The following is a 19508-nucleotide window of genomic DNA, read 5'->3' on the forward strand; positions in this document are numbered from 1 at the left end:
ATGAAGCGCAGCATCCTGATCACCGGCGCAGGCAGCGGCATCGGCGCCGGTATCGCCACCGAGCTGGCTGCCGGCGGCCACCATCTGATGGTCAGCGACATGGACCTGGCGGCGGCCGAACGCACGGCGCAGGGCCTGCGCGCGACCGGCGGTTCGGCCGAAGCGCTGGCGCTGGACGTTACCGATGATCACAGCATCGCGCAGGCATTGGCATGCGCGACGCGTGCGCCGCAGGTGCTGGTCAACAATGCCGGGCTGCAGCAGGTGTCGGCGCTGGAGGACTTCCCGATGCAGCGTTGGGCCTTGCTGGTGGATGTGATGTTGACCGGCGCCGCCCGGCTCGGCCGCGCAGTCCTGCCCGGCATGCGTGCGGCCGGCTACGGGCGCATCGTCAATATCGGCAGCATCCACTCGCTGGTCGCGAGTCCTTACAAGAGTGCATATGTCGCTGCCAAGCACGGCCTGGTCGGCCTGGCCAAGGTCATCGCCCTGGAGACCGCCGACTGCGACATCACCGTCAACACGCTGTGCCCGAGCTACGTGCGCACCCCGCTGGTGGAGCGCCAGATCGCCGACCAGGCGCGCACGCGCGGCATCGCCGAAGAGGCGGTGATCCGCGATGTGATGCTCAAGCCGATGCCCAAGGGCGCCTTCATCGACTACGACGAACTCGCCGGCACGGTCGCGTTCCTGATGTCGCATGCTGCGCGCAACATCACCGGGCAGGCGATCGCCATCGATGGCGGCTGGACCGCGCAGTAAGCACGGCTGGCGAAATTTTCACCAGCCGACGTAGCGACCTTGCGCCGCAAGGCGCGAGCGCAGTTGTCCACAGACCTGCGAAGAATCCATCCACAGCGGGTGTGGAGAAGTGCGTGGAAGCGCAATCCGGCTGGAATGTCGGCGCATCGTGCAGCGCTGGCTTACGCTTGCGCTCGCTAACCTTGTCTTACGTGCATTGCCGTCGCTAGACCGACGCTATGCGGTCTAGTGGAGACAAGAAAAGGCCCGCAGGGGCTGAAAACACCAGCGATCATTGGCCAACAACAGCGGCCGCGCTCGCCTGACGGCTGCGCCTGGCTGGATCGCCACTCAGATGCGCGAATACGTCCACGACTGCATGCGCCCGTCGCGATACGGCATCACCCCATGAAACGGGCGCGGGTCGCCATCGAACACCAATGGCAGGAAATTGCGGTCGCCTTCCCACATCGGCACTTGGTCCATGCGCTCGATCGCCACCCATTCCAGCGTGCCTTCCGGGTTGGAAGCCTGCGGCTCGCCTTCGAAGTTGCGGATCAGGAACACGAAGCCCAGCCAGTCTTCGCCGTGCTTGCCGAAGCCCGGCCAGCTGATGGTGCCGCGCAGTTGCATGTCGCCGCACTCCACGCCGGCCTCTTCGCGAATCTCGCGGCGCATGCCGGCCAGCACGTCTTCGTCCGGCTCCACCTTGCCGCCGAGCCCGTTGTATTTGCCCAGATGCTGATCGCCGGGACGGGCATTGCGATGGATCATCAACACCTGTGTGCCATCGGGCGACAACAGGTAGCCGAGCGTGGCGACGATGGGGGTATAGGGCATTGCGGGCGATCCGGCATCGAGCGCATCAGTATGACCGATGCCGCGCAAGCGGCGTGGCGCAGCCTCAGCCGACGGCGGCCTGCGAGCCGCGGCGCGGTGGCGCGACGTCATCGGTATCCAGACGCAAGGTGGCCACGCCATGGCCGCGCTCGGCCAGATAGTCCAGCCACTTGCCCAGGAACGTGTTCATGCGCATGCGATGGCTGATCAATTCGGCCGGTGGCGGGAACATGCCCATCACGTCCTGCCAGCGACGGCCGACATAGCAATGGGTGGTCTCGGCCTGGCGGGCATCGCGGTACAGCCGTACATAGGCCGACGGGTCCGGCTCGCCGGTCACCGGGTCGCACAGGTCGTAGGTCAGCCGCAGCTCGACTGTGTAGCGGTGACATTCGATCACGTCCAGACGCAGGTCCAGGCCGTCGCCGATCGACGATACGTAGGAGCCGGGAGCGAGGTCGGCCGGCGCGAACAGCCGGGTCAGGTGCCGGAAGTTTTCTGCGTACAACCCCATCAGCCAGCCGAACCGGCTCAACTTGGGGATGCGTTCGAGTTTACTCAGTGCTTGCGCCATGGACCGATCCTACACGCTGCGCTGCCGCACGGGCAGCATTGACGACCGGCCACCGGCAGGCCTACCTTGGCGGAGCACTGCCCCGCCCGCTTTATTTGCTTGACGCTTGCCGACCGACCGCGATGCGTGACGGCAGCCCTGGATCGTGAATACGCCACGCGCGCCCCCAATCCCGCCAAACCACTCCCCGCCTCAAAACATCTCGCGTTGCAGCCCCAGCGTGGACAACACCTTGCTGGAAATCTCCTCGATTGAGGTATTGGTGGTGCTCAGGGTCGGAATGCGCTCCATCTGGAACATGCGCTCGGCGGTGGCCACCTCGCGCCGGCAGGTTTCTGCCGCGCTATAACGCGAATTGGCGCGGCGCTCCTGGCGGATCTGCTGCAGGCGCTCCGGGTCGATGGTCAGGCCGAACAACTTGCCGCGGTAATTGCGCAGGCGTGGCGGCAGGCGCTCGCTTTCCAGATCCTCCTCGGTCAACGGATAGTTGGCGGCGCGGATGCCGTAATGCAATGCCAGGTAGATGCAGGTCGGCGTCTTGCCGGCCCGCGACACCGCCACCAGGATGACGTCGGCCTCGTCATAATTGAGTGCGATGCCGTCGTCGTGACTCAGCGCGAAGTTCATCGCGTTGATGCGGCGGTGATAGGTTTCGAAGTCCACCATGCCGTGCGCACGCCCCACGCGCGAATGCCGCGCCGCATTGAGCTCGCGCTCCAGCGGCTCGATAAAGGGAGCGAACACATCCAGCATCAAGGCGCCGCTTTCGGCCAGGATCATGCTCAGTTGGGGATCGACGCAGGAATTGACCACCACCGGCCGCACCTGGTACCGCTCGCCTGCCGCGCGCACGCGCAGCGCCGCATCGCGCGCTTTTTCTGCATCATCAATGAACGACATGCGGTCGGTGACGAAGTTGAATCCGCTGAACTGCGTGAGCAGGCTATGCCCAATCGTTTCAGCGGTGATACCGGTTCCATCGGAGACGTAGAACACCGGCCGAATTGTTGACATCAAGACCACCTCTTTGAACTGGTGTCCAAAACTTACGGGTTCATGCTTGTGCAGATTCCGCTGTGCACTGCATCATAGCGGCTTCTTCCTACGGACGCGGCCATCCAGCCCGCTCGGGCGATGGCCATACGGAGCATCGCGCTTGAACGAGAATATCCTGTGGTTGCATGAGCTGCGCCTGGCCGATCTGGCCCGCGTAGGTGGTAAGAATTCCTCGCTCGGCGAGATGATCGGCAACCTGGCCGGGCTTGGCGTTTCGGTTCCCGGTGGATATGCGACCACTGCCGAGGCTTTCAAGGACTTCATCGCGCATAACGATCTGTCCAAGCGCATCTTCGACAAGCTGGCAACGCTGGATGTCGAAGATGTCACCGCCCTCACCATCGCCGGCAAGGAGATCCGCGGCTGGGTGATCGATGCGCCGCTGCAGCCGGAACTGGACCGCGATATCCGCACCGCGTACGCACAGCTATGCGCGGAAAACGGCGGTGGCGAGGTGGCCGTGGCGGTGCGTTCGTCGGCCACTGCCGAAGATCTACCGGATGCGTCGTTCGCCGGTCAGCAGGAAACCTTCCTCAATGTCACCGGCGCCGACGATGTCGTGCACAAGGTCAAGGAAGTGTTCGCCAGCCTCTACAACGATCGCGCGATCGCCTATCGCGTGCATCATGGCTTCAAGCACGAGGACGTGTTCCTGTCGGCCGGCGTGCAGTTGATGGTGCGCTCGGGCGTCGGTGCGGCCGGCGTGCTGTTCACCCTGGACACCGAATCGGGCTTCCGCGATGTGGTGTTCGTCACCTCAAGCTTCGGTCTGGGCGAGATGGTCGTGCAAGGCGCGGTCAACCCGGACGAGTTCTATGTCTACAAGCCCACGCTGACCGCGGGCAAGCCGGCGATCCTGCGCCGCTCGCTCGGCAGCAAGGCGATCCGCATGGTCTACTCCGATGTGCCCGGCGAACGCGTACGCACCGAAGACACGCCGGTGGAACTGCGCAGCACCTTCTCGATCAGTGACGAAGACGTGCAGGAGCTCTCCAAGCAGGCGCTGGTGATCGAAAAGCATTACGGCCGCCCGATGGACATCGAGTGGGCCAAGGACGGTGTCAGCGGCAAGCTGTTCATCGTACAGGCGCGCCCTGAGACCGTGAAGTCGCGCAGCCATGCCACGCAGATCGAGCGTTTCTCGCTGGAAGCCAAGGATGCCAAGATCCTGGTCGAAGGCCGTGCGGTGGGCGCCAAGATCGGCAGCGGCGTGGCACGCGTGGTGCGCTCGCTAGACGATATGAATCGCGTGCAGGCCGGCGACGTGTTGATCGCCGACATGACCGATCCGGATTGGGAGCCGGTGATGAAGCGGGCCTCGGCCATCGTCACCAATCGCGGCGGCCGCACCTGCCACGCGGCGATCATCGCGCGCGAGCTCGGCGTGCCGGCCGTGGTCGGCTCGGGCAACGCCACCGATGTGATCAGCGACGGTCAGGAAGTGACGGTGAGCTGCGCCGAGGGCGATACCGGCTTCATCTACGACGGCCTGCTGCCGTTCGAGCGCACCACCACCGACCTGGGCAACATGCCGCCTGCCCCGCTCAAGATCATGATGAACGTGGCCAACCCGGAGCGCGCGTTCGACTTCGGCCAGCTGCCCAACGCCGGCATCGGCCTGGCACGCCTGGAAATGATCATCGCCGCGCATATCGGCATCCATCCCAACGCGCTGCTGGAATACGACAAGCAGGACGCCGACGTCCGCAAGAAGATCGACGCCAAGACCGCCGGCTACGGCGATCCGGTGAGCTTCTACGTCAATCGCCTGGCCGAGGGCATCGCGACGCTGACCGCCTCGGTGGCGCCGAACACGGTGATCGTGCGCCTGTCGGACTTCAAGTCCAACGAGTACGCCAACCTGATCGGCGGCTCGCGTTACGAGCCGCACGAAGAGAACCCGATGATCGGCTTCCGTGGCGCCAGCCGCTATGTCGATCCGTCCTTCACCAAGGCCTTCTCGCTGGAGTGCAAGGCGGTACTGAAGGTGCGCAACGAAATGGGCCTGGACAATCTCTGGGTGATGATTCCGTTCGTGCGTACGCTGGAAGAAGGCCGCAAGGTGATCGAGGTGCTGGAGCAGAACGGGCTCAAACAGGGCGAGAACGGCCTGAAGATCATCATGATGTGCGAGCTGCCGTCCAATGCGTTGCTGGCCGACGAATTCCTGGAGATCTTCGACGGCTTCTCGATCGGCTCCAACGACCTGACCCAGCTGACCCTGGGTCTGGATCGCGACTCGTCGATCGTGGCGCACCTGTTCGACGAGCGGAATCCGGCGGTCAAGAAGCTGCTGTCGATGGCGATCAAGTCGGCGCGCGCCAAGGGCAAGTACGTGGGCATCTGCGGCCAGGGGCCGTCGGATCACCCGGAGTTGGCCGAGTGGCTGATGCAGGAAGGGATCGAGTCGGTGTCGCTGAATCCTGACACCGTGGTCGACACCTGGCTGCGTCTGGCCAAGCTGAAGAGCGAGAGCTGATGGGTATGCTGGGTGCAGTGGCGGCGGCGGCTGGAGCCGTCGCCGCAAGGCCGGTGGCGGCCAAGGCGGCGGAGCCGGCGTTCAACTGGGCAAATATCCCGTGGGCGCAGTACGCGCTCAACTGGGGGTTGGCGCTGCTGATCGTGGTGGTCGGCATGTGGCTGGCCAAGCAACTCAGCCAGTGGCTGCATCGCGCGCTGACCCGCGCGCGCATCGAGATCACGCTGACCAACTTCCTGCGCAATGTGTTATATGCATTGTTGCTGGTGCTGGTGTTCGTCAGTGCGTTGAGCAAGATCGGCGTGCCGCCGACCTCGCTGATCGCGGTGCTGGGTGCGGCCGGCCTGGCGGTCGGCCTGGCGTTGAAGGATTCGCTGTCCAACATCGCTGCAGGCGTGATGCTGATCGTGCTGCGGCCAATGCGCGATGGCGACCACGTGGTGATTGCCGGCCAGGAAGGCATCGTCGACGAGATCCGGATCTTCCAGACCCGGATCCGCTCGTTCGACGAGCGCATGATCACCCTGCCCAACAGCACGATCACCACCTCGCCGATCGTCAACTACAGCACCCTGCCCAACCGGCGCCTGGAAGTGACCGTGGGTGTGGGTTACGGCGACGATCTGAAAAAAGCCCAGCAGCTGTTGCTGCAGATCGCCAAGGACAATCCGAACATCCTGGAGTCGCCGGCACCGTTCGTGCAGGTCACCAATCTGGGCGAAAGCACGGTGGACCTGATGTTGTTCGCCTATGCGACTAACGGCAATTTCGGCGCGGCCAAGAGCGCCACGCTGGAACAGATCCGCAACCAATTGCTGGAGAACGGGCTCAATATCCCGTATCCGCAGCGCGACCTGCACGTGTATCACCACGATGCCGACGGCAAGCCGATCTCCGATCTGTTGCTGAAGGGCATCGCCGACGATGGCGATCTGAGCAAGGGGCCGTCGCTGGCGCGCTGATACGCTGGATGGCATGGTGGAAAAGCAAAAGGCCGCATCGAACGATGCGGCCTTTTTGTTGGATGCACCGCAACAGTGTGCGTCTAACTATGCGGTCAGTGGCTAACGCTGCCCGACGCACGGCCGCGCGCCGTTCGCATTGGACACCGTCAACACGCCAACAAAGTGCAACGAAGCCGTGACCAGCGCTCAGCCCTGCACGTCGGCCTGGGAATCGCCACCCAGCGCACCCATGAACTGGCGGTAGTGGCGCAGTTCGTCGATCGAATCGCGCACATCGCTCAGGGCGGTGTGGGCCGAGCTCTTGGCAAAACCATTGGCCACCGTCGGCGCCCAACGCCGTGCCAGTTCCTTGATGGTGGACACGTCCAGGTTGCGGTAATGGAAGTAGCGCTCCAGGCGCGACATCTGGCGGTGCAGGAAGCGGCGGTCCTGGCAGATCGAATTGCCGCACATCGGCGAGGCGCCGGCGCGGATCCACTCGCTCAGGAAGGCCACGGTCTGCGCTTCGGCCTGGGCATGGGTGACATGGCTGTCGAGCACGCGCTGCCACAGACCCGAACGGCGGTGCTGATTGCGGTTCCATTCGTCCATGGCTTCCAGCGTCGCAAGCGGATGGGCGATGGCCAGTTCGGGCCCTTCGGCAAGCACGTTCAACTGCGCATCAGTCACGATGGTGGCGATCTCGATGATGGAATCGCGATCGGTATCCAGGCCGGTCATTTCCAGATCGATCCAGATCAGTCGGTCGTTGCCTGCAAGGGTGTCTGCCATGTCGCCGTCCTGTGGAGGGCCGTCGCCGGCCAGATGCTGAAGGGCGCGCATCATACCGCGGCCGCGCCGCTCAGGGCGCGAGGGGCGACTTGCCACGCTTGGCCCTGAAGTAGTTGGTCAGCCGCAGACCTGCCTCGGCGGCCAGTACGCCACCGCTGACCTGCACGCGGTGGTTGTGGCGCGGGTCGGCGGGCAGGTCGAACACGCTGCCGCATGCGCCGGTCTTGGGGTCGCTGGCGGCAAACACCACCCGTGCGATACGCGCGTGGATCATCGCCATCGCGCACATCGCGCACGGCTCCAGGGTGACATACAGCGTGCAGCCGATCAGCCGATGATTGCACAGCCGGCGGCCGCCCTCGCGCATGGCCATGATCTCGGCATGCGCGCTGGGATCGTGGCTGGCGATGTTGAAATTCCAGCCCTCGCCCAGCACGTTGCCCTGCGCATCGATCAGCAGCGCGCCGACCGGGATCTCGTCAAAGTCGCGTTCGGCACGCTCGGCCAGTTGCAGGGCGCGTTGCATCCACTGTTGGTCGATGCGCGCCTGCGCCGCGTCGACCGATGTCTCCACCTGCATGCTCACGCGGCGCTGCCGCCCTGGCGATCCAGGAAGGCGGCGAACGCGGCGACGGTGGCTTCGCTGACATGGTGCTCGATGCCTTCGGCGTCGCGGCGCGCGGTGGCCTCGTCGATGCCCAGGGCGAGCAGGAAGCGCTCGACGATCTGGTGGCGCTGCCGGCTGGACGCCGCCAGCGCCTCGCCGGCCGGGGTCAGGAACACCCCGCGATACGGGCGCTGCACCACCCAGCCGTCGCGCACCAGCCGCTTGAGCATCTTGGCCACGGTCGGCTGCGCCACACCCAGGCGCGCGGCGATATCGACCTGACGCGCCTCGCCGCCGTCGACCAGCAGATCGGAGATCAGTTCCACGTAGTCCTCGACCAGCTCGGCGCGGCGCGCTTCGCGCACCTGACGGAAGCTCTCCATGTGCACCTGCGCGTCGATCAGCGCCGGCGCGGCTGCTTCCAGCTTTTCGCTCTTGCCCACCCTCATCCCCGTCGTCACGTCCGGCGCCAGTGCCGGGATGCGTAGTTTGAAGCACGCAGCCGATCATTACGATTCAGATTGCCAATGCTCAACAGCATAGCAAGTGCTATATCATCGGCACGACTCCCAGCCAGCCTGCTCCGCATGTCCGTCGATCTCCGTCCTCACGCAGCCTCGCCCCTCCCCTCGCCGGCTGCGGCCACTGGCGGGCTGGGCGATCACCACGCCAGCGTCGCCGTACCCAAGGGCGGCCACTGGTGGTTCCGGCTGCTGGCGTTTCTGGGCCCGGGCTACATGGTGTCGGTCGGGTACATGGACCCGGGCAACTGGGCCACCGACTTGGCCGGCGGCTCGCAGTTCGGCTATCTGCTGCTCTCGGTGATCCTGCTGTCCAACCTGATGGCGATCGTGCTGCAGAGCCTGTCGGCACGGCTGGGCATCGCGACCGGGCTGGATCTGGCACAGGCCTGCCGGGCGCGTTACCCGCGCGGGGTGAATGTGGCGCTGTGGGGCATCTGTGAGCTGGCGATCATCGCCTGCGATCTGGCCGAGGTGATCGGCACCGCCATCGCGCTGAAACTGTTGTTCGGCATTCCGCTGACCGTGGGCGCCATCATCACCGCGGTGGATGTGGTGCTGGTGTTGTTGCTGATGAATCGCGGTTTTCGCACGTTGGAAGCGTTCGTGATCGCGCTGTTGTTGATCATCTCCGTGTGCTTCGGCATCCAGATCGCGCTGGCGGCACCGCCCATCGCGGCCGTGCTGGGCGGCTTCATCCCGCGTGCGCAAGTGGTCACCGACCCGCGCGCGCTGTATCTGGCGATCGGCATCATCGGTGCGACGGTGATGCCGCATAACCTGTACCTGCATTCGTCGATCGTGCAGACACGCGCCTATCCGCGCACCGATATGGGCCGCAAGTCGGCACTGCGCTGGGCGGTGACCGACAGCACCGTGGCGTTGATGTTCGCGTTGTTCATCAATGCCGCGATCCTGATCCTGGCGGCGGCGGTCTTCCATGCGCAGGGCCGCACCGATGTGCAGGAAATCGAACAGGCCCATGCCCTGCTCGCGCCGATGCTAGGCGTGGGTCTGGCCGCGACCCTGTTCGCGGTCGCGCTGCTCGCCTCCGGCGTCAATTCCACTGTCACCGCCACGCTGGCCGGGCAGATCGTGATGGAAGGCTTTCTGCACTTGCGCTTGCCGCCGTGGCTGCGCCGCCTGCTGACGCGCGGCATCGCGATCGTGCCGGTGGTGATCGTGACCTGGCTGTATGGCGAGGCCGGAACCGCGCGGCTGCTGGTGCTGAGCCAGGTGGTGTTGTCGATGCAGCTGCCGTTTGCGGTGATCCCGCTGGTGCGCTTCGTGTCGGATCGCGACCTGATGGGCGCGCTGGTGGCACCGCCTTGGCTGGTGCGCATCGCCTGGGTCATTGCGGCGCTGATCGTCGGCTTGAACCTGAAGCTGCTGTGGGATACCGCGCTGCATTGACGCGGCATGCGGGAAGCGCAGAAGTTCATGGCCGATGAACGCGTGGCGAGCTCCGAGCGCGGCTTCTATGTCGGAAATCTGCCTTTGGACCAGCTTCGCGAGCGCTTCGGCACTGTCTGGAAGATTGATCGACAGGCGTGCGGCCAAGGGCTCGCATGCGCGTTGAACGTCACTTGATTCCTGTAAAGCATTCCTGGACGCCACTTGCGCATTAGACAGGGCCTCTCTGTGATTCGCCTGCATGACCTGCAATTCACCGAGCGATAGCAGTTCGGCCGGGTACAGCGACACCGCCGCAGCGAAGGCCACCGAGAAGAAACACCGGATGCAGAAGGGCCGACGGCACGCGCAGCGCCATCAGCACCCCGAAGCTGGGCGCCCAGGCCGACAGCAGGCTGCACAGACTGAAAACCAGCAGCGAACCGGCCAGTACCTTGCGCCGGTAGAAGCGCGACAGCCACAGCACCATGGCCGGCCCGCACTCCGCGACCACACCCGCGAACAGCGCGGCCAGCCATCCGGCCTGGGCCACGCTGATGCCGTGACGCTGGACGATGGCCGGCAGGATGTCGACCACGCCGAACTCGACGGCATACAGGCCAAACAGCCCCAGCGCGATGAAGAACAGTGCGCGCGCCGTTTATGGCTGCGCCTCTGTCTGTCGATCGGGCGTCGTTGCCGGGCATGACCCCGCTGTACCCGCTGGAGCGGGAAAGCCATGCCGCCTGGCCGCCCACACCACCACCAGCGTCGCCGCGAGCAACACCAGCAAGGCCGGTGCGAACGCGCCGACGCCGAGGCGTTCGAGCAGCACGCCGCCGACGATGCCGCCACCGGCAATCGCCGTGTTCCAGGCGGTGACCAGCATGGATTGCGCGACATCCGCCGCTTCGCCCGCCGTCTTGGCCAGCGCCGTCTGGAACAGCGTCGCCGCGCCGCCGAAGGCCAGTCCCCAGGCGGCGACGGCTGCATAGACCACGACAGGCGCATCGCCCGCGACACCCAGCGCCAGCGCGGACAGGCCGAACCCGACGGTGCTGGCGAGCGTCAGCGCACGCAGATGGCGGTCGATCAGCACGCCGATGATCCAGATGCCCAGCAGCGAGGTCACGCCGAACACCAGCAGCACCAGGTCCGTGCGCTCGGCCATGTCCGCCGCCGCGAGGAACGGCGCGATGTAGGTATAGAGGATGTTGTGCGCCAGCACGAAGGCCAGCACCACGAACAGCACCGGGCGCACGCCGGCGATGGTGAAAACACGGCCCAGCGGCAGCCGCTTGCCCGCTGCCTGCCCGGCGAAGTCCGGCACCTGGACGCGCACCCAAACCATGAGCACCAGCGCCAATGCGCTCATGATGCCGAAGCACATCCGCCAGCCGACCAGATTGCCAAGGAAGGTGCCAGCCGGCACGCCCAGCGACAGCGCCAGCGGCGTGCCGACCATCGCAATGGCGATGGCGCGCCCTTTCTGGTTCTCGGGCACCATGCGCGCGGCGTAGCCCGCCAGCAGCGCCCACAGCAGCCCGGCCGACACGCCCGCGAGGAAGCGCGCCGCCATCGTCAGGACATAGCTCCCGGAGAACGTCGTGACGGTATTGGCGAGGACGAAGCCGGCGATGGCCGCCAGCAGCAGCGGGCGGCGGCGCACGCCCTGCGTGGCGGCGGTCAGCGGAATCGCCGCCAGCAGCGAACCGATGGCGTAGATCGTCACGGTCTGCCCGACCCAGGCCTCGGACACCATCAGGCCCTGCGCCATCTGCGGCAGCAGACCGGCCGGCAGCGCTTCGGTCAGGATGGTGATGAAGGCCGCCATCGCCAAGGCCAGCAGCGACGCCAGCGGCAGGCGGTCATGGGCAGTGGTGCTCATCCGTGCAGAGGGAATCGTCATCACCGCACCTCCAGCGCGCCATAGACGGCATCGCGCAGGTCGGTGACGAAGCGGCCGGACATGCCTTCGTACAGCGTGTTTGTAAAGGCCACGACGCTCAGGCCCTGCGCCCGGTCCACGAACCAGGAATGGCCGTAGACACCGCCCCAGCGCCAGGTGCCTGCCGATTCGGGGGAAGCGGCCAGCACCGGGTCGCGCAAGACCGAGAACCCCAGTCCGAAGCCGGAGCCCGGCGCATCGGGCAGTTCCCGACCGGCCGTTTGATCCCGCGCCATCTCCGCGATCCATTCGTCGGGCAGAAACGCACCGCGGCCTTGGCGCAAGGCTTCCAGCAGGCGCAGCAGGTCTTGCGCCGTCCCCGCCATGCCCGCGCCGCCCGAAGGAAATGCCTGCGGATCGAAGATGCGGGAGGGGTTGTAGGTGATGCCCATGGCGCCCTCGAAGGCCGAGACCGTCTCACCCTCGGCCAGCCGATGCGGCTGCGGCGCGTCGTTCACATAGGCGGTCGCCACGCGCTGGGGATCGCGCACGACGAAGCCCGTGTCGACCATGCCCAGCGGGCCGGTCACGAGTTGGCGCACCGCCTCGTCCAGCGGCGTGCCGTGGGCGCGCGCGATCAGCGCGCCCAGCACGTCCGTCGCCAGTGAATAGCCCCAGGCCGTGCCCGGTTCGTACAGCAGCGGCACGCTGGCGAGGCGGCGCAGGTTCTCCTCCAGGCTGATGCCGGACGCATCCATGCCGTCCGAAACACCGGCCCGTGCGTAGGGGCCGGCTGCATCGGCCTCGAAGAAGCGGTAGCCGAGACCGGCCGTATGGCTGAGCAGTTGCCGCACAGTGATGCGGGCCGGGCGGCCGTCGGCCAGCCGGGGCTGGAATTCGGGCAACCAGCGCGCGATGCCCGCGTCCAGGTCGAGCCGGCCTTGCGCTACCAGCGCCAGGGCCGCAGCGGAGACGATGGGCTTGCTCACCGAGGCCAGCCGGAACACTGCCTCCAAGGTCATCGGCCGCGCGCTTTCGCGGTCGGCGAAGCCGGCGGCCTGCTGGTGGATCAGTTCGCCGTCACGCGCTACGAGGACGACGGCACCGACCAGCCGCTGGTCGTCCAGCACCTGCTGCACGATGTTGTGAATGCGCGTGGTGAGGTGCGCCGGCGCAACGCCTTGGCGCAGGAAAAGTGGGGGAGTCGTCATGGCAACTCGTTCGCCTCGATGAGTGAAGCCTGGAGGATAGAAACCCTGCGATTAAAGAAAAAGCAGGCTACAGTTCCTTTGTGTGCGGACCCATGTGTCCGTAATCGAGGCGTGGAATGGACAGCCTGAACGGCTTCGTGGTGTTCGTGCAGGTAGCCGAGACGCGCAGCTTCGTCGCCGCCGGCCGGCTGCTAGGCGTGTCGGCCTCGGCCGTCGGCAAGAGCGTGGCACGCCTGGAGGAGAAGCTGGGGGTGCGCCTGTTCCACCGCAGCACGCGCAGCGTCACGCTGACCGCCGAGGGCACGCTGTTCCTGGAACGCAGCCGCCGCATCCTGGCCGAGATCGAGGCGGCGGAACTGGAGTTGTCGCAAGCCACAGCAGCACCGCGCGGGCGACTGCGGGTGAGCCTGCCGCTGGTCAGCTCGCTGGTGCTGCCGGTACTCGGCGAGTTCATGCGCGAGTACCCCGAGATCGAACTGGACCTGGACTTCACCGACCGCATGGTCGATGTGATCGAAGAGGGCTTCGACGCGGTGGTACGCACGGGCGAGCCGACCGACTCTCGCCTCACGGCGCGCAGATTGGGCACCTTCCGCTCGGTGCTGGTCGCCTCGCCTGGCTACCTGCAACTGCGGGGGACACCCCAAGTACCTGCCGATCTTCTGCTGCACGCCTGCCTGCACTACCGCTTCCCCAACAGCGGCAAACTGGAGACTTGGGCGCTGCGGCAGGAACCTGGCGCACCCGAACTGCAATTGCCCACCTCGATGATCTGCAACAACATCGAGACGCGCGTGTGCTTTGCGCTGCAAGGACTGGGGATCGCCTATTTGCCGGACTTCGCCATCCGCGAGCCGTTAGCCGATGGCCGGCTTCAACCCATCCTTGCTGACCATGGGGAGCGTGGCGGCGTCTTCCACGTGCTTTGGCCTGCGAGCAAGCACCCCTCGCCGAAGGTGCGGACGCTGGTGGACTTCCTGAGCGCGAGGGTGTTTCCGAACACCAAGAGCAAGACCCCGAGCCCCAGAGGTCAACGCAGTCGATAACGAGGCGTGGCCCATGCCGCCTCCAAAGTTCAGTGCTCTCGAACAGCGTTGCAGAGCACTGAACCTGCACCCGTCTCTCTGCGGTCCAGCCAGCCGCTCCGCAAGGTCAGCAGCAGACCGGCACCGACCATGATGGCGCCAACCCACGGTGTTGCCCCCAGCCCAAGCCTGGAATCCGCCACCCGTCCGCCGATGAAGGCGCCGAGCGCGATACCGGCGTTGGCGGCCGACACGTTGATCGTGGAAGCGATGTCCACGTTGCCCGGCCGCAGCGGCCGTGGAGCCTGTAGTCGTAGCGGATGGTGACGGTAGCGCTGGGCGATACCGTCACGTACATCCCGTCTCTGTCAGAAGCCTTATACATCTTGGACTTAGGCTTCGGATTTCGCAGTGCAGCGTCGGTCGGCATCGAGGTTTTCCTCCGGCTTTCGACGGCGTTTACCGTCAGGGACCTGGAGGCCTGCTGATGCTCGGAAAGCCGCGTAAAACGAGCCTTCCCGAGAAGATTTTTACCGTCAAAGACGGTAGAAATCTCAATAGTGAACGAGAGTGTCTTAATCCGGCCTCGATTCTTACCGCCAACGCCACCGTCAAGGTGTTTTGCTAGCCGGCGATAGCCACCGATGGATGCTATGACGTATTTATCTATAAAATCAACACGTTACGACAAACTTCGATAGCTGACGATAGTCCTCGAAGGACGTCAAATCACTCCCACTCGATCGTCGCTGGCGGCTTGCCGGAGATGTCGTACACCACGCGCGAGACGCCGCGCAATTCGTTGATGATGCGGTTGCTGACCGTGCCGAGGAAATCGTACGGCAGGTGCGCCCAGTGCGCGGTCATGAAGTCGATGGTTTCCACCGCGCGCAGCGCGATGACCCATTCGTAGGCGCGTGCATCGCCGACCACGCCCACTGATTTCACCGGCAGGAACACCGCGAACGCCTGGCTGGTGGTGTCGTATAGATCGGCCTTGCGCAGCTCGTCGATGAAGATCGCATCGGCCTTGGCCAGCAGTTCGGCGTATTCGCGCTTCACTTCGCCCAGGATGCGCACGCCCAGGCCGGGACCGGGGAACGGATGGCGATACACCATCGTGCGCGGCAGGCCGAGTTCGACACCGAGGCGGCGCACTTCGTCCTTGAACAACTCGCGCAGCGGCTCGACCAGGCCAAGCTTCATGTGTTCGGGAAGGCCGCCGACGTTGTGGTGGCTCTTGATCACGTGTGCCTTGCCGGTCTTGCTGCCGGCCGACTCGATCACGTCCGGATAGATCGTGCCCTGCGCCAGCCACTTGGCATTGGCCAGCTTGCTGGATTCTTCGTCGAAGATATCCACGAACAGGTTGCCGATGATCTTGCGCTTGGCTTCCGGATCGCTGACGCCTTCCAGCTTGGCGAAGTAGCGGTCGGCCGCGTTGACCCGGATCACCTTCACGCCCATGTGCTCGGCGAACATCGCCATGACCTGGTCGCCTTCCTGCCAGCGCAACAGGCCGGTATCGACGAACACGCAGGTCAGCTTGTCGCCGATCGCCTTGTGCAGCAGCGCGGCGACCACCGACGAATCTACGCCGCCGGACAGGCCAAGGATCACTTCGTCATCGCCAACCTGCTCGCGCACGCGCGCGATCTGGTCGTCGATGATGTTGGCCGCCGTCCACAGCGTCTGGCAGCCGCAGACATCGACCACGAAGCGGCGCAGCAAGGTCTGGCCCTGCAGCGTGTGGGTGACCTCGGGGTGGAACTGCACGCCGTACCAGCGCTTGTCCTCGTTGGACATCGCCGCCACCGGAATACGGTCGGTCACTGCGGTGACGGTGAAACCCGGCGGCACCTGCGACACGTGGTCGCCGTGGCTCATCCACACATTCAGGCGCGACGCGCCGGCATGGTCGGTCAACCCTGCGAACAAGGCATCGGCGGCCACCACATCGACCTCGGCATGACCGAATTCGCGCTGATCCGCCGCCTCGGTGGCGCCGCCCAGCTGCGCAGCCAGCGTCTGCATGCCGTAGCAGATGCCCAACACCGGCAAGCCGCTGTCGAACACTTCCTGCGGCGCGACCGGCGCACCCGGCAAGGTAGTCGACTCGGGACCACCGGACAGGATGATGCCCTTGGCACCGAAGCCGGCGATCTCCGACGGGTCATGATCCCAGGCCCAGATCTCGCAATACACCCCGATCTCGCGGATACGCCGCGCAATCAGCTGGGTGTACTGCGCGCCGAAATCGAGGATGAGGATCTTGTCGCTATGGATATTGGTCATTGGCGCCGGGAATCGGGAACGGGGAATCGGGAATGGGCAAAGCGGCGCAGACGCTGGTTCATCGATTCCCGACTCCCGATTCCCCATTCATGGATGGGCATCAGCCCATGCGGTAGTTCGGCGGTTCCTTGGTGATCTGCACGTCGTGGACATGGCTTTCGCGCTGGCCGGCACCGGTGATGGTGACGAACTTCGGCTTGGTGCGCATTTCCTCGATGGTCGCGCAGCCCACGTAGCCCATCGTCGCGCGCAGGCCGCCGATCAGCTGATGGACGATGCCACCGACCGGGCCGCGATACGGCACCCGCCCTTCGATGCCTTCCGGCACCAGCTTGTCGGCATCGCTGGAATCCTGGAAATAACGGTCCTTGGACCCCTTCTCCATCGCGCCCAGGCTGCCCATACCGCGGTAGCTCTTGTAGCTGCGGCCCTGGAACAGCTCGACCTCGCCCGGGGCTTCCTCGGTGCCGGCGAACAGGCCGCCGACCATCACCGTGGAGGCGCCGGCGACCAGCGCCTTGCCGATGTCGCCGGAATAGCGGATGCCGCCATCGGCGATCAACGGGATACGGTCCTGCAGCGCCTCGGCGACCATGTCCACCGCCGTGATCTGCGGCACGCCGACACCGGCGACCACGCGCGTGGTGCAGATCGACCCGGGGCCCACGCCGACCTTGACCGCATCGGCGCCAGCGTCCATCAGTGCCAGTGCGGCATCGCCGGTGACGATGTTGCCGCCGATCACCTGCAGCTGCGGATACGCCTTCTTGACCCAGGCCACGCGATCAATGACGCCCTGCGAATGGCCGTGTGCGGTATCGACGATCACCACGTCCACGCCCGCCGCAGCCAGCAGTTCGATGCGCTGCTCGGTGTCGCCGCCCACCCCGACCGCCGCGCCGACCAGCAGGCGCGTGGACCCGTCCTTGGCGGCGTTGGGGTTGTCGGTCTTCTTCTGGATGTCCTTGACCGTGATCAGGCCGCGCAGCTCGAAGCTGTCGTTGACCACCAGGATCTTTTCGATGCGGTTGCGATGCAGCAGCTCCAGCACTTCCTCGTCGCTGGCGCCTTCGCGCACGGTGATCAGGCGATCCTTCTTGGTCATGATGTGGCGGACCGGATCGTCGAGCTTCTTCTCGAAGCGCATGTCGCGGCTGGTGACGATGCCGACCAGTTCGCTGCCATCCACCACCGGCACACCGGAGATGTTGCGCGCGCGGGTCAGCTTGAGCACCTCGCCGATGGTGGTGTCCGGGCTCACCGTGAACGGCTCGGTGATGACGCCGGATTCGAACTTCTTGACCCGGGCGACTTCGCCGGCCTGCTGCGCAGGGGTCAGATTCTTGTGGATGATGCCGATGCCGCCCAGCTGGGCCATGGCCACCGCCAGGCGGTGTTCGGTCACTGTGTCCATCGCGGCCGAGAGAATCGGCAGTTTCAGGCGCAGATCGCGCGTCAGCCGGGTTTCCAGGCTGACGTCCTTGGGCAGGACGATCGAATGAGCGGGGACGAGGGAAACGTCGTCGTAGGTGAGAGCTTCAGCCTGGATGCGGAGCATCGGCGGACCCGAGTTTGGGGAAGCGCGGCATTTTACCCTGAAAGCCTTCACGAAGACACAACGCGACTGCAATGCAGCGTTACGCGCGCCTCAGCCAGCCGCGTCGGCCGCTTCCAGCGTGTTCTGCATCAGCGTGGCGACCGTCATCGGCCCTACTCCACCCGGCACCGGCGTGATCCAGGCCGCACGCTGCACCGCCGCGTCGAAACCGACATCGCCGACCAGGCGGCCGTCGTCCAGTCGATTGATGCCGACATCGATCACCACCGCACCGGGCTTGACCCATTCGCCCGGAATCAGCCCGGGGCGACCCACCGCCACGACGAGAATGTCGGCATTGCGTACGCTGGCCTCCAGCACCTCGGGCGGGGTGAACTTGTGGCAGCTGGTGACCGTGCAACCGGCGATCAGCAGCTCAAGGCCCATCGGCCGGCCGACATGATTGCTCACGCCCACAATGGTCGCGTTGCGGCCGCGCACCGGCTGATCGGTGTGACCCAGCAAGGTCACGATGCCGCGCGGCGTGCACGGACGCAGGCCGAATTCGCGCAGCGCCAGATGCCCGACATTCTGCGGATGGAAGCCATCGACGTCCTTGCGCGGATCGATGCGCTGGATCAGGCGATTGGCATCGGGGATGCCTGGCAACGGCAGCTGGATCAGGATGCCGTGGATCTTGGGATCGGCATTGAGCTGGTCGATCAGCCGCGCCAACTCCGCCTCGCTGGTGCCCTGCGGCAAGTCGTAGTCGAAGGCTTCGATGCCGACCTTTTCCGCTGCGCGCCGTTTGTTGCGCACATACACCGACGAGGCCGGATCTCCACCGACCAGCACCACCGCCAGCCCGGGGCGCGCCTTGCCGGCGGCCAGGCGCGCATCCACGCGCAGCTTCAACCCGTCGAGCAGTTCCTCGGCGATGCGGCGACCATCGAGAAGGCGGGCCGGAGCAGAGGAAGCTGGCGCGGAAACGGTCATGGGGCGTCAGGTGTAGAGTCGAAGGCCGTCTATTGTCCCCGATTCCGTCATGACCGACACCACCTCGACACCCGACCCGATCACCACATCCATCGAAGCGGCCGCATTTCGCCGTCTGTTGCAGCATCTCAACCAGGAGCGGCCGGATGTGCAGAACATCGATCTGATGATCCTGGCCGGCTTCTGCCGCAATTGCCTGGGCGACTGGTACCGCGAAGCCGCCGAAGCGCAAGGCCAGCCGATGAGCAAGGAGCAGGCGCGCGAAGCGGTATACGGCATGCCGTTTGCCGATTGGAAACGGCAGCATCAAAAAGACGCCACCCCCGAGCAGCTGGAAGCCTTCGCGGCCGCTCAACGCAGGCACGGCTGAGTTAATCGGCCGGCGCATTGGCGCCGGCCGTTCTATAACCGAGTTTTCTCGATCAGCCACGACAACGGTATCGCGACGCCGGATCTCGCACGCGATGCTGACGGCCTAGCCCTAGTCCTAGTCCACGCCCAGCTCGACCAGGGCCGCCTGCCCGAACGCCAACGCTGTCTCAAAGGTTTCGCAAGTCTCGTCTTCCACCCCGGCAGCAACCAACTGCACTGCGTGCTCACGGCCGCAGGC

General features: G+C 65.4%; 20 protein-coding genes and 1 pseudogene. 7 read left to right on the forward strand and 14 right to left on the reverse strand.

What is annotated here, in order from left to right:
- The gene (locus XaplCFBP3123_RS07545; protein WP_104533490.1) at window positions 1–762 is read left to right on the forward strand and encodes a 3-hydroxybutyrate dehydrogenase; all 762 of its coding nucleotides are present in this window, start codon (window positions 1–3) and stop codon (window positions 760–762) included.
- A gap of 330 nt (window positions 763–1092) precedes the next feature.
- Here the strand turns inward: XaplCFBP3123_RS07545 and XaplCFBP3123_RS07550 are convergent, their stop codons facing one another.
- The 3 genes from XaplCFBP3123_RS07550 to ppsR form a co-directional block, all read right to left on the reverse strand.
- Window positions 1093–1581, reverse strand: a complete 489-nt coding sequence (locus tag XaplCFBP3123_RS07550) for an NUDIX hydrolase (protein ID WP_104533491.1) — start codon at window positions 1579–1581, stop codon at window positions 1093–1095.
- Window positions 1582–1645: 64 nt separating this feature from the next.
- Window positions 1646–2155 carry a DUF1249 domain-containing protein gene (locus tag XaplCFBP3123_RS07555; RefSeq protein WP_104533492.1) on the reverse strand — a complete coding sequence of 170 codons (510 nt, stop codon included), beginning with the start codon at window positions 2153–2155 and terminating at the stop codon, window positions 1646–1648.
- Between the two features lie 192 nt (window positions 2156–2347).
- Window positions 2348–3169 carry a posphoenolpyruvate synthetase regulatory kinase/phosphorylase PpsR gene (ppsR, locus tag XaplCFBP3123_RS07560; RefSeq protein ID WP_104533804.1) on the reverse strand — a complete coding sequence of 274 codons (822 nt, stop codon included), beginning with the start codon at window positions 3167–3169 and terminating at the stop codon, window positions 2348–2350.
- Between the two features lie 142 nt (window positions 3170–3311).
- Between ppsR and ppsA the strand changes: the two genes are divergently transcribed.
- Window positions 3312–5690 (forward strand): phosphoenolpyruvate synthase, encoded by a 2379-nt coding sequence (gene ppsA / locus XaplCFBP3123_RS07565; RefSeq protein WP_104533493.1) that lies wholly within the window; start codon window positions 3312–3314, stop codon window positions 5688–5690.
- A complete protein-coding gene (locus tag XaplCFBP3123_RS07570; RefSeq protein ID WP_104533494.1) occupies window positions 5690–6652 on the forward strand; it encodes a mechanosensitive ion channel family protein in 963 nt (320 codons plus the stop codon). Before ppsA ends, XaplCFBP3123_RS07570 begins: the two co-directional genes overlap by 1 nt.
- Window positions 6653–6841: 189 nt before the next feature.
- Here XaplCFBP3123_RS07570 and orn read toward each other — a convergent pair whose 3' ends face one another.
- The 3 genes from orn to mntR all read right to left on the reverse strand — a co-directional run bounded on the left by orn (window position 6842) and on the right by mntR (window position 8476).
- Window positions 6842–7426 (reverse strand): oligoribonuclease, encoded by a 585-nt coding sequence (gene orn / locus XaplCFBP3123_RS07575; RefSeq protein WP_104533805.1) that lies wholly within the window; start codon window positions 7424–7426, stop codon window positions 6842–6844.
- Between the two features lie 70 nt (window positions 7427–7496).
- Window positions 7497–8006, reverse strand: a complete 510-nt coding sequence (gene tadA, locus XaplCFBP3123_RS07580) for a tRNA adenosine(34) deaminase TadA (protein WP_104533495.1) — start codon at window positions 8004–8006, stop codon at window positions 7497–7499.
- Window positions 8007–8008: 2 nt separating this feature from the next.
- Window positions 8009–8476 (reverse strand): manganese-binding transcriptional regulator MntR, encoded by a 468-nt coding sequence (gene mntR, locus XaplCFBP3123_RS07585; protein ID WP_024939187.1) that lies wholly within the window; start codon window positions 8474–8476, stop codon window positions 8009–8011.
- Window positions 8477–8620: 144 nt separating this feature from the next.
- Between mntR and XaplCFBP3123_RS07590 the strand changes: the two genes are divergently transcribed.
- Both XaplCFBP3123_RS07590 and XaplCFBP3123_RS21495 read left to right on the forward strand, forming a co-directional pair.
- Window positions 8621–9967: an Nramp family divalent metal transporter gene (locus tag XaplCFBP3123_RS07590; RefSeq protein WP_104533496.1), complete on the forward strand. Its 1347-nt coding sequence runs from the start codon at window positions 8621–8623 to the stop codon at window positions 9965–9967.
- A gap of 27 nt (window positions 9968–9994) precedes the next feature.
- On the forward strand, window positions 9995–10144 hold the full coding sequence (locus XaplCFBP3123_RS21495) for a hypothetical protein (RefSeq protein ID WP_172453144.1): 150 nt from the start codon (window positions 9995–9997) through the stop codon (window positions 10142–10144).
- Between the two features lie 76 nt (window positions 10145–10220).
- On the opposite strand, the gene XaplCFBP3123_RS07595 is transcribed toward XaplCFBP3123_RS21495, so the two are convergent.
- The 3 genes from XaplCFBP3123_RS07595 to XaplCFBP3123_RS07605 are packed head-to-tail and all read right to left on the reverse strand — an operon-like array spanning window position 10221 to window position 13045.
- Complete coding sequence (locus XaplCFBP3123_RS07595) at window positions 10221–10595, reverse strand: MFS transporter (RefSeq protein ID WP_216361729.1); 375 nt, start codon at window positions 10593–10595, stop codon at window positions 10221–10223.
- Between the two features lie 12 nt (window positions 10596–10607).
- The gene (locus tag XaplCFBP3123_RS07600) at window positions 10608–11834 is read right to left on the reverse strand and encodes an MFS transporter (RefSeq protein ID WP_104533497.1); all 1227 of its coding nucleotides are present in this window, start codon (window positions 11832–11834) and stop codon (window positions 10608–10610) included.
- Window positions 11835–11854: 20 nt separating this feature from the next.
- Entirely contained in the window at window positions 11855–13045 is a 1191-nt protein-coding gene (locus tag XaplCFBP3123_RS07605; RefSeq protein ID WP_104533498.1) for a serine hydrolase domain-containing protein, read from the reverse strand.
- 116 nt (window positions 13046–13161) lie between these two features.
- Between XaplCFBP3123_RS07605 and XaplCFBP3123_RS07610 the strand changes: the two genes are divergently transcribed.
- Window positions 13162–14091: a LysR family transcriptional regulator gene (locus XaplCFBP3123_RS07610; RefSeq protein ID WP_104533499.1), complete on the forward strand. Its 930-nt coding sequence runs from the start codon at window positions 13162–13164 to the stop codon at window positions 14089–14091.
- Window positions 14092–14120: 29 nt separating this feature from the next.
- Here XaplCFBP3123_RS07610 and XaplCFBP3123_RS07615 read toward each other — a convergent pair whose 3' ends face one another.
- From XaplCFBP3123_RS07615 to folD, 5 genes and pseudogenes are all read right to left on the reverse strand, one after another.
- Complete coding sequence (locus XaplCFBP3123_RS07615; RefSeq protein WP_253254179.1) at window positions 14121–14348, reverse strand: hypothetical protein; 228 nt, start codon at window positions 14346–14348, stop codon at window positions 14121–14123.
- A 14-nt stretch (window positions 14349–14362) separates the two neighbouring features.
- Window positions 14363–14500: pseudogene (locus XaplCFBP3123_RS21675) on the reverse strand (Arm DNA-binding domain-containing protein); the annotation flags it as partial.
- A 299-nt stretch (window positions 14501–14799) separates the two neighbouring features.
- Window positions 14800–16365 (reverse strand): glutamine-hydrolyzing GMP synthase, encoded by a 1566-nt coding sequence (gene guaA / locus XaplCFBP3123_RS07625; RefSeq protein WP_104533500.1) that lies wholly within the window; start codon window positions 16363–16365, stop codon window positions 14800–14802.
- A gap of 100 nt (window positions 16366–16465) precedes the next feature.
- A complete protein-coding gene (gene guaB / locus XaplCFBP3123_RS07630; protein ID WP_016903541.1) occupies window positions 16466–17923 on the reverse strand; it encodes an IMP dehydrogenase in 1458 nt (485 codons plus the stop codon).
- 90 nt (window positions 17924–18013) lie between these two features.
- Window positions 18014–18898, reverse strand: a complete 885-nt coding sequence (gene folD, locus XaplCFBP3123_RS07635) for a bifunctional methylenetetrahydrofolate dehydrogenase/methenyltetrahydrofolate cyclohydrolase FolD (RefSeq protein WP_104533501.1) — start codon at window positions 18896–18898, stop codon at window positions 18014–18016.
- Between the two features lie 49 nt (window positions 18899–18947).
- Between folD and XaplCFBP3123_RS07640 the strand changes: the two genes are divergently transcribed.
- Window positions 18948–19268: a DUF1244 domain-containing protein gene (locus XaplCFBP3123_RS07640; protein ID WP_104533502.1), complete on the forward strand. Its 321-nt coding sequence runs from the start codon at window positions 18948–18950 to the stop codon at window positions 19266–19268.
- The last annotated feature ends 240 nt before the right edge of the window (window positions 19269–19508 follow it).

It is taken from the genome of Xanthomonas arboricola pv. populi, assembly GCF_002939945.1.
GTDB lineage: Bacteria > Pseudomonadota > Gammaproteobacteria > Xanthomonadales > Xanthomonadaceae > Xanthomonas > Xanthomonas arboricola_A.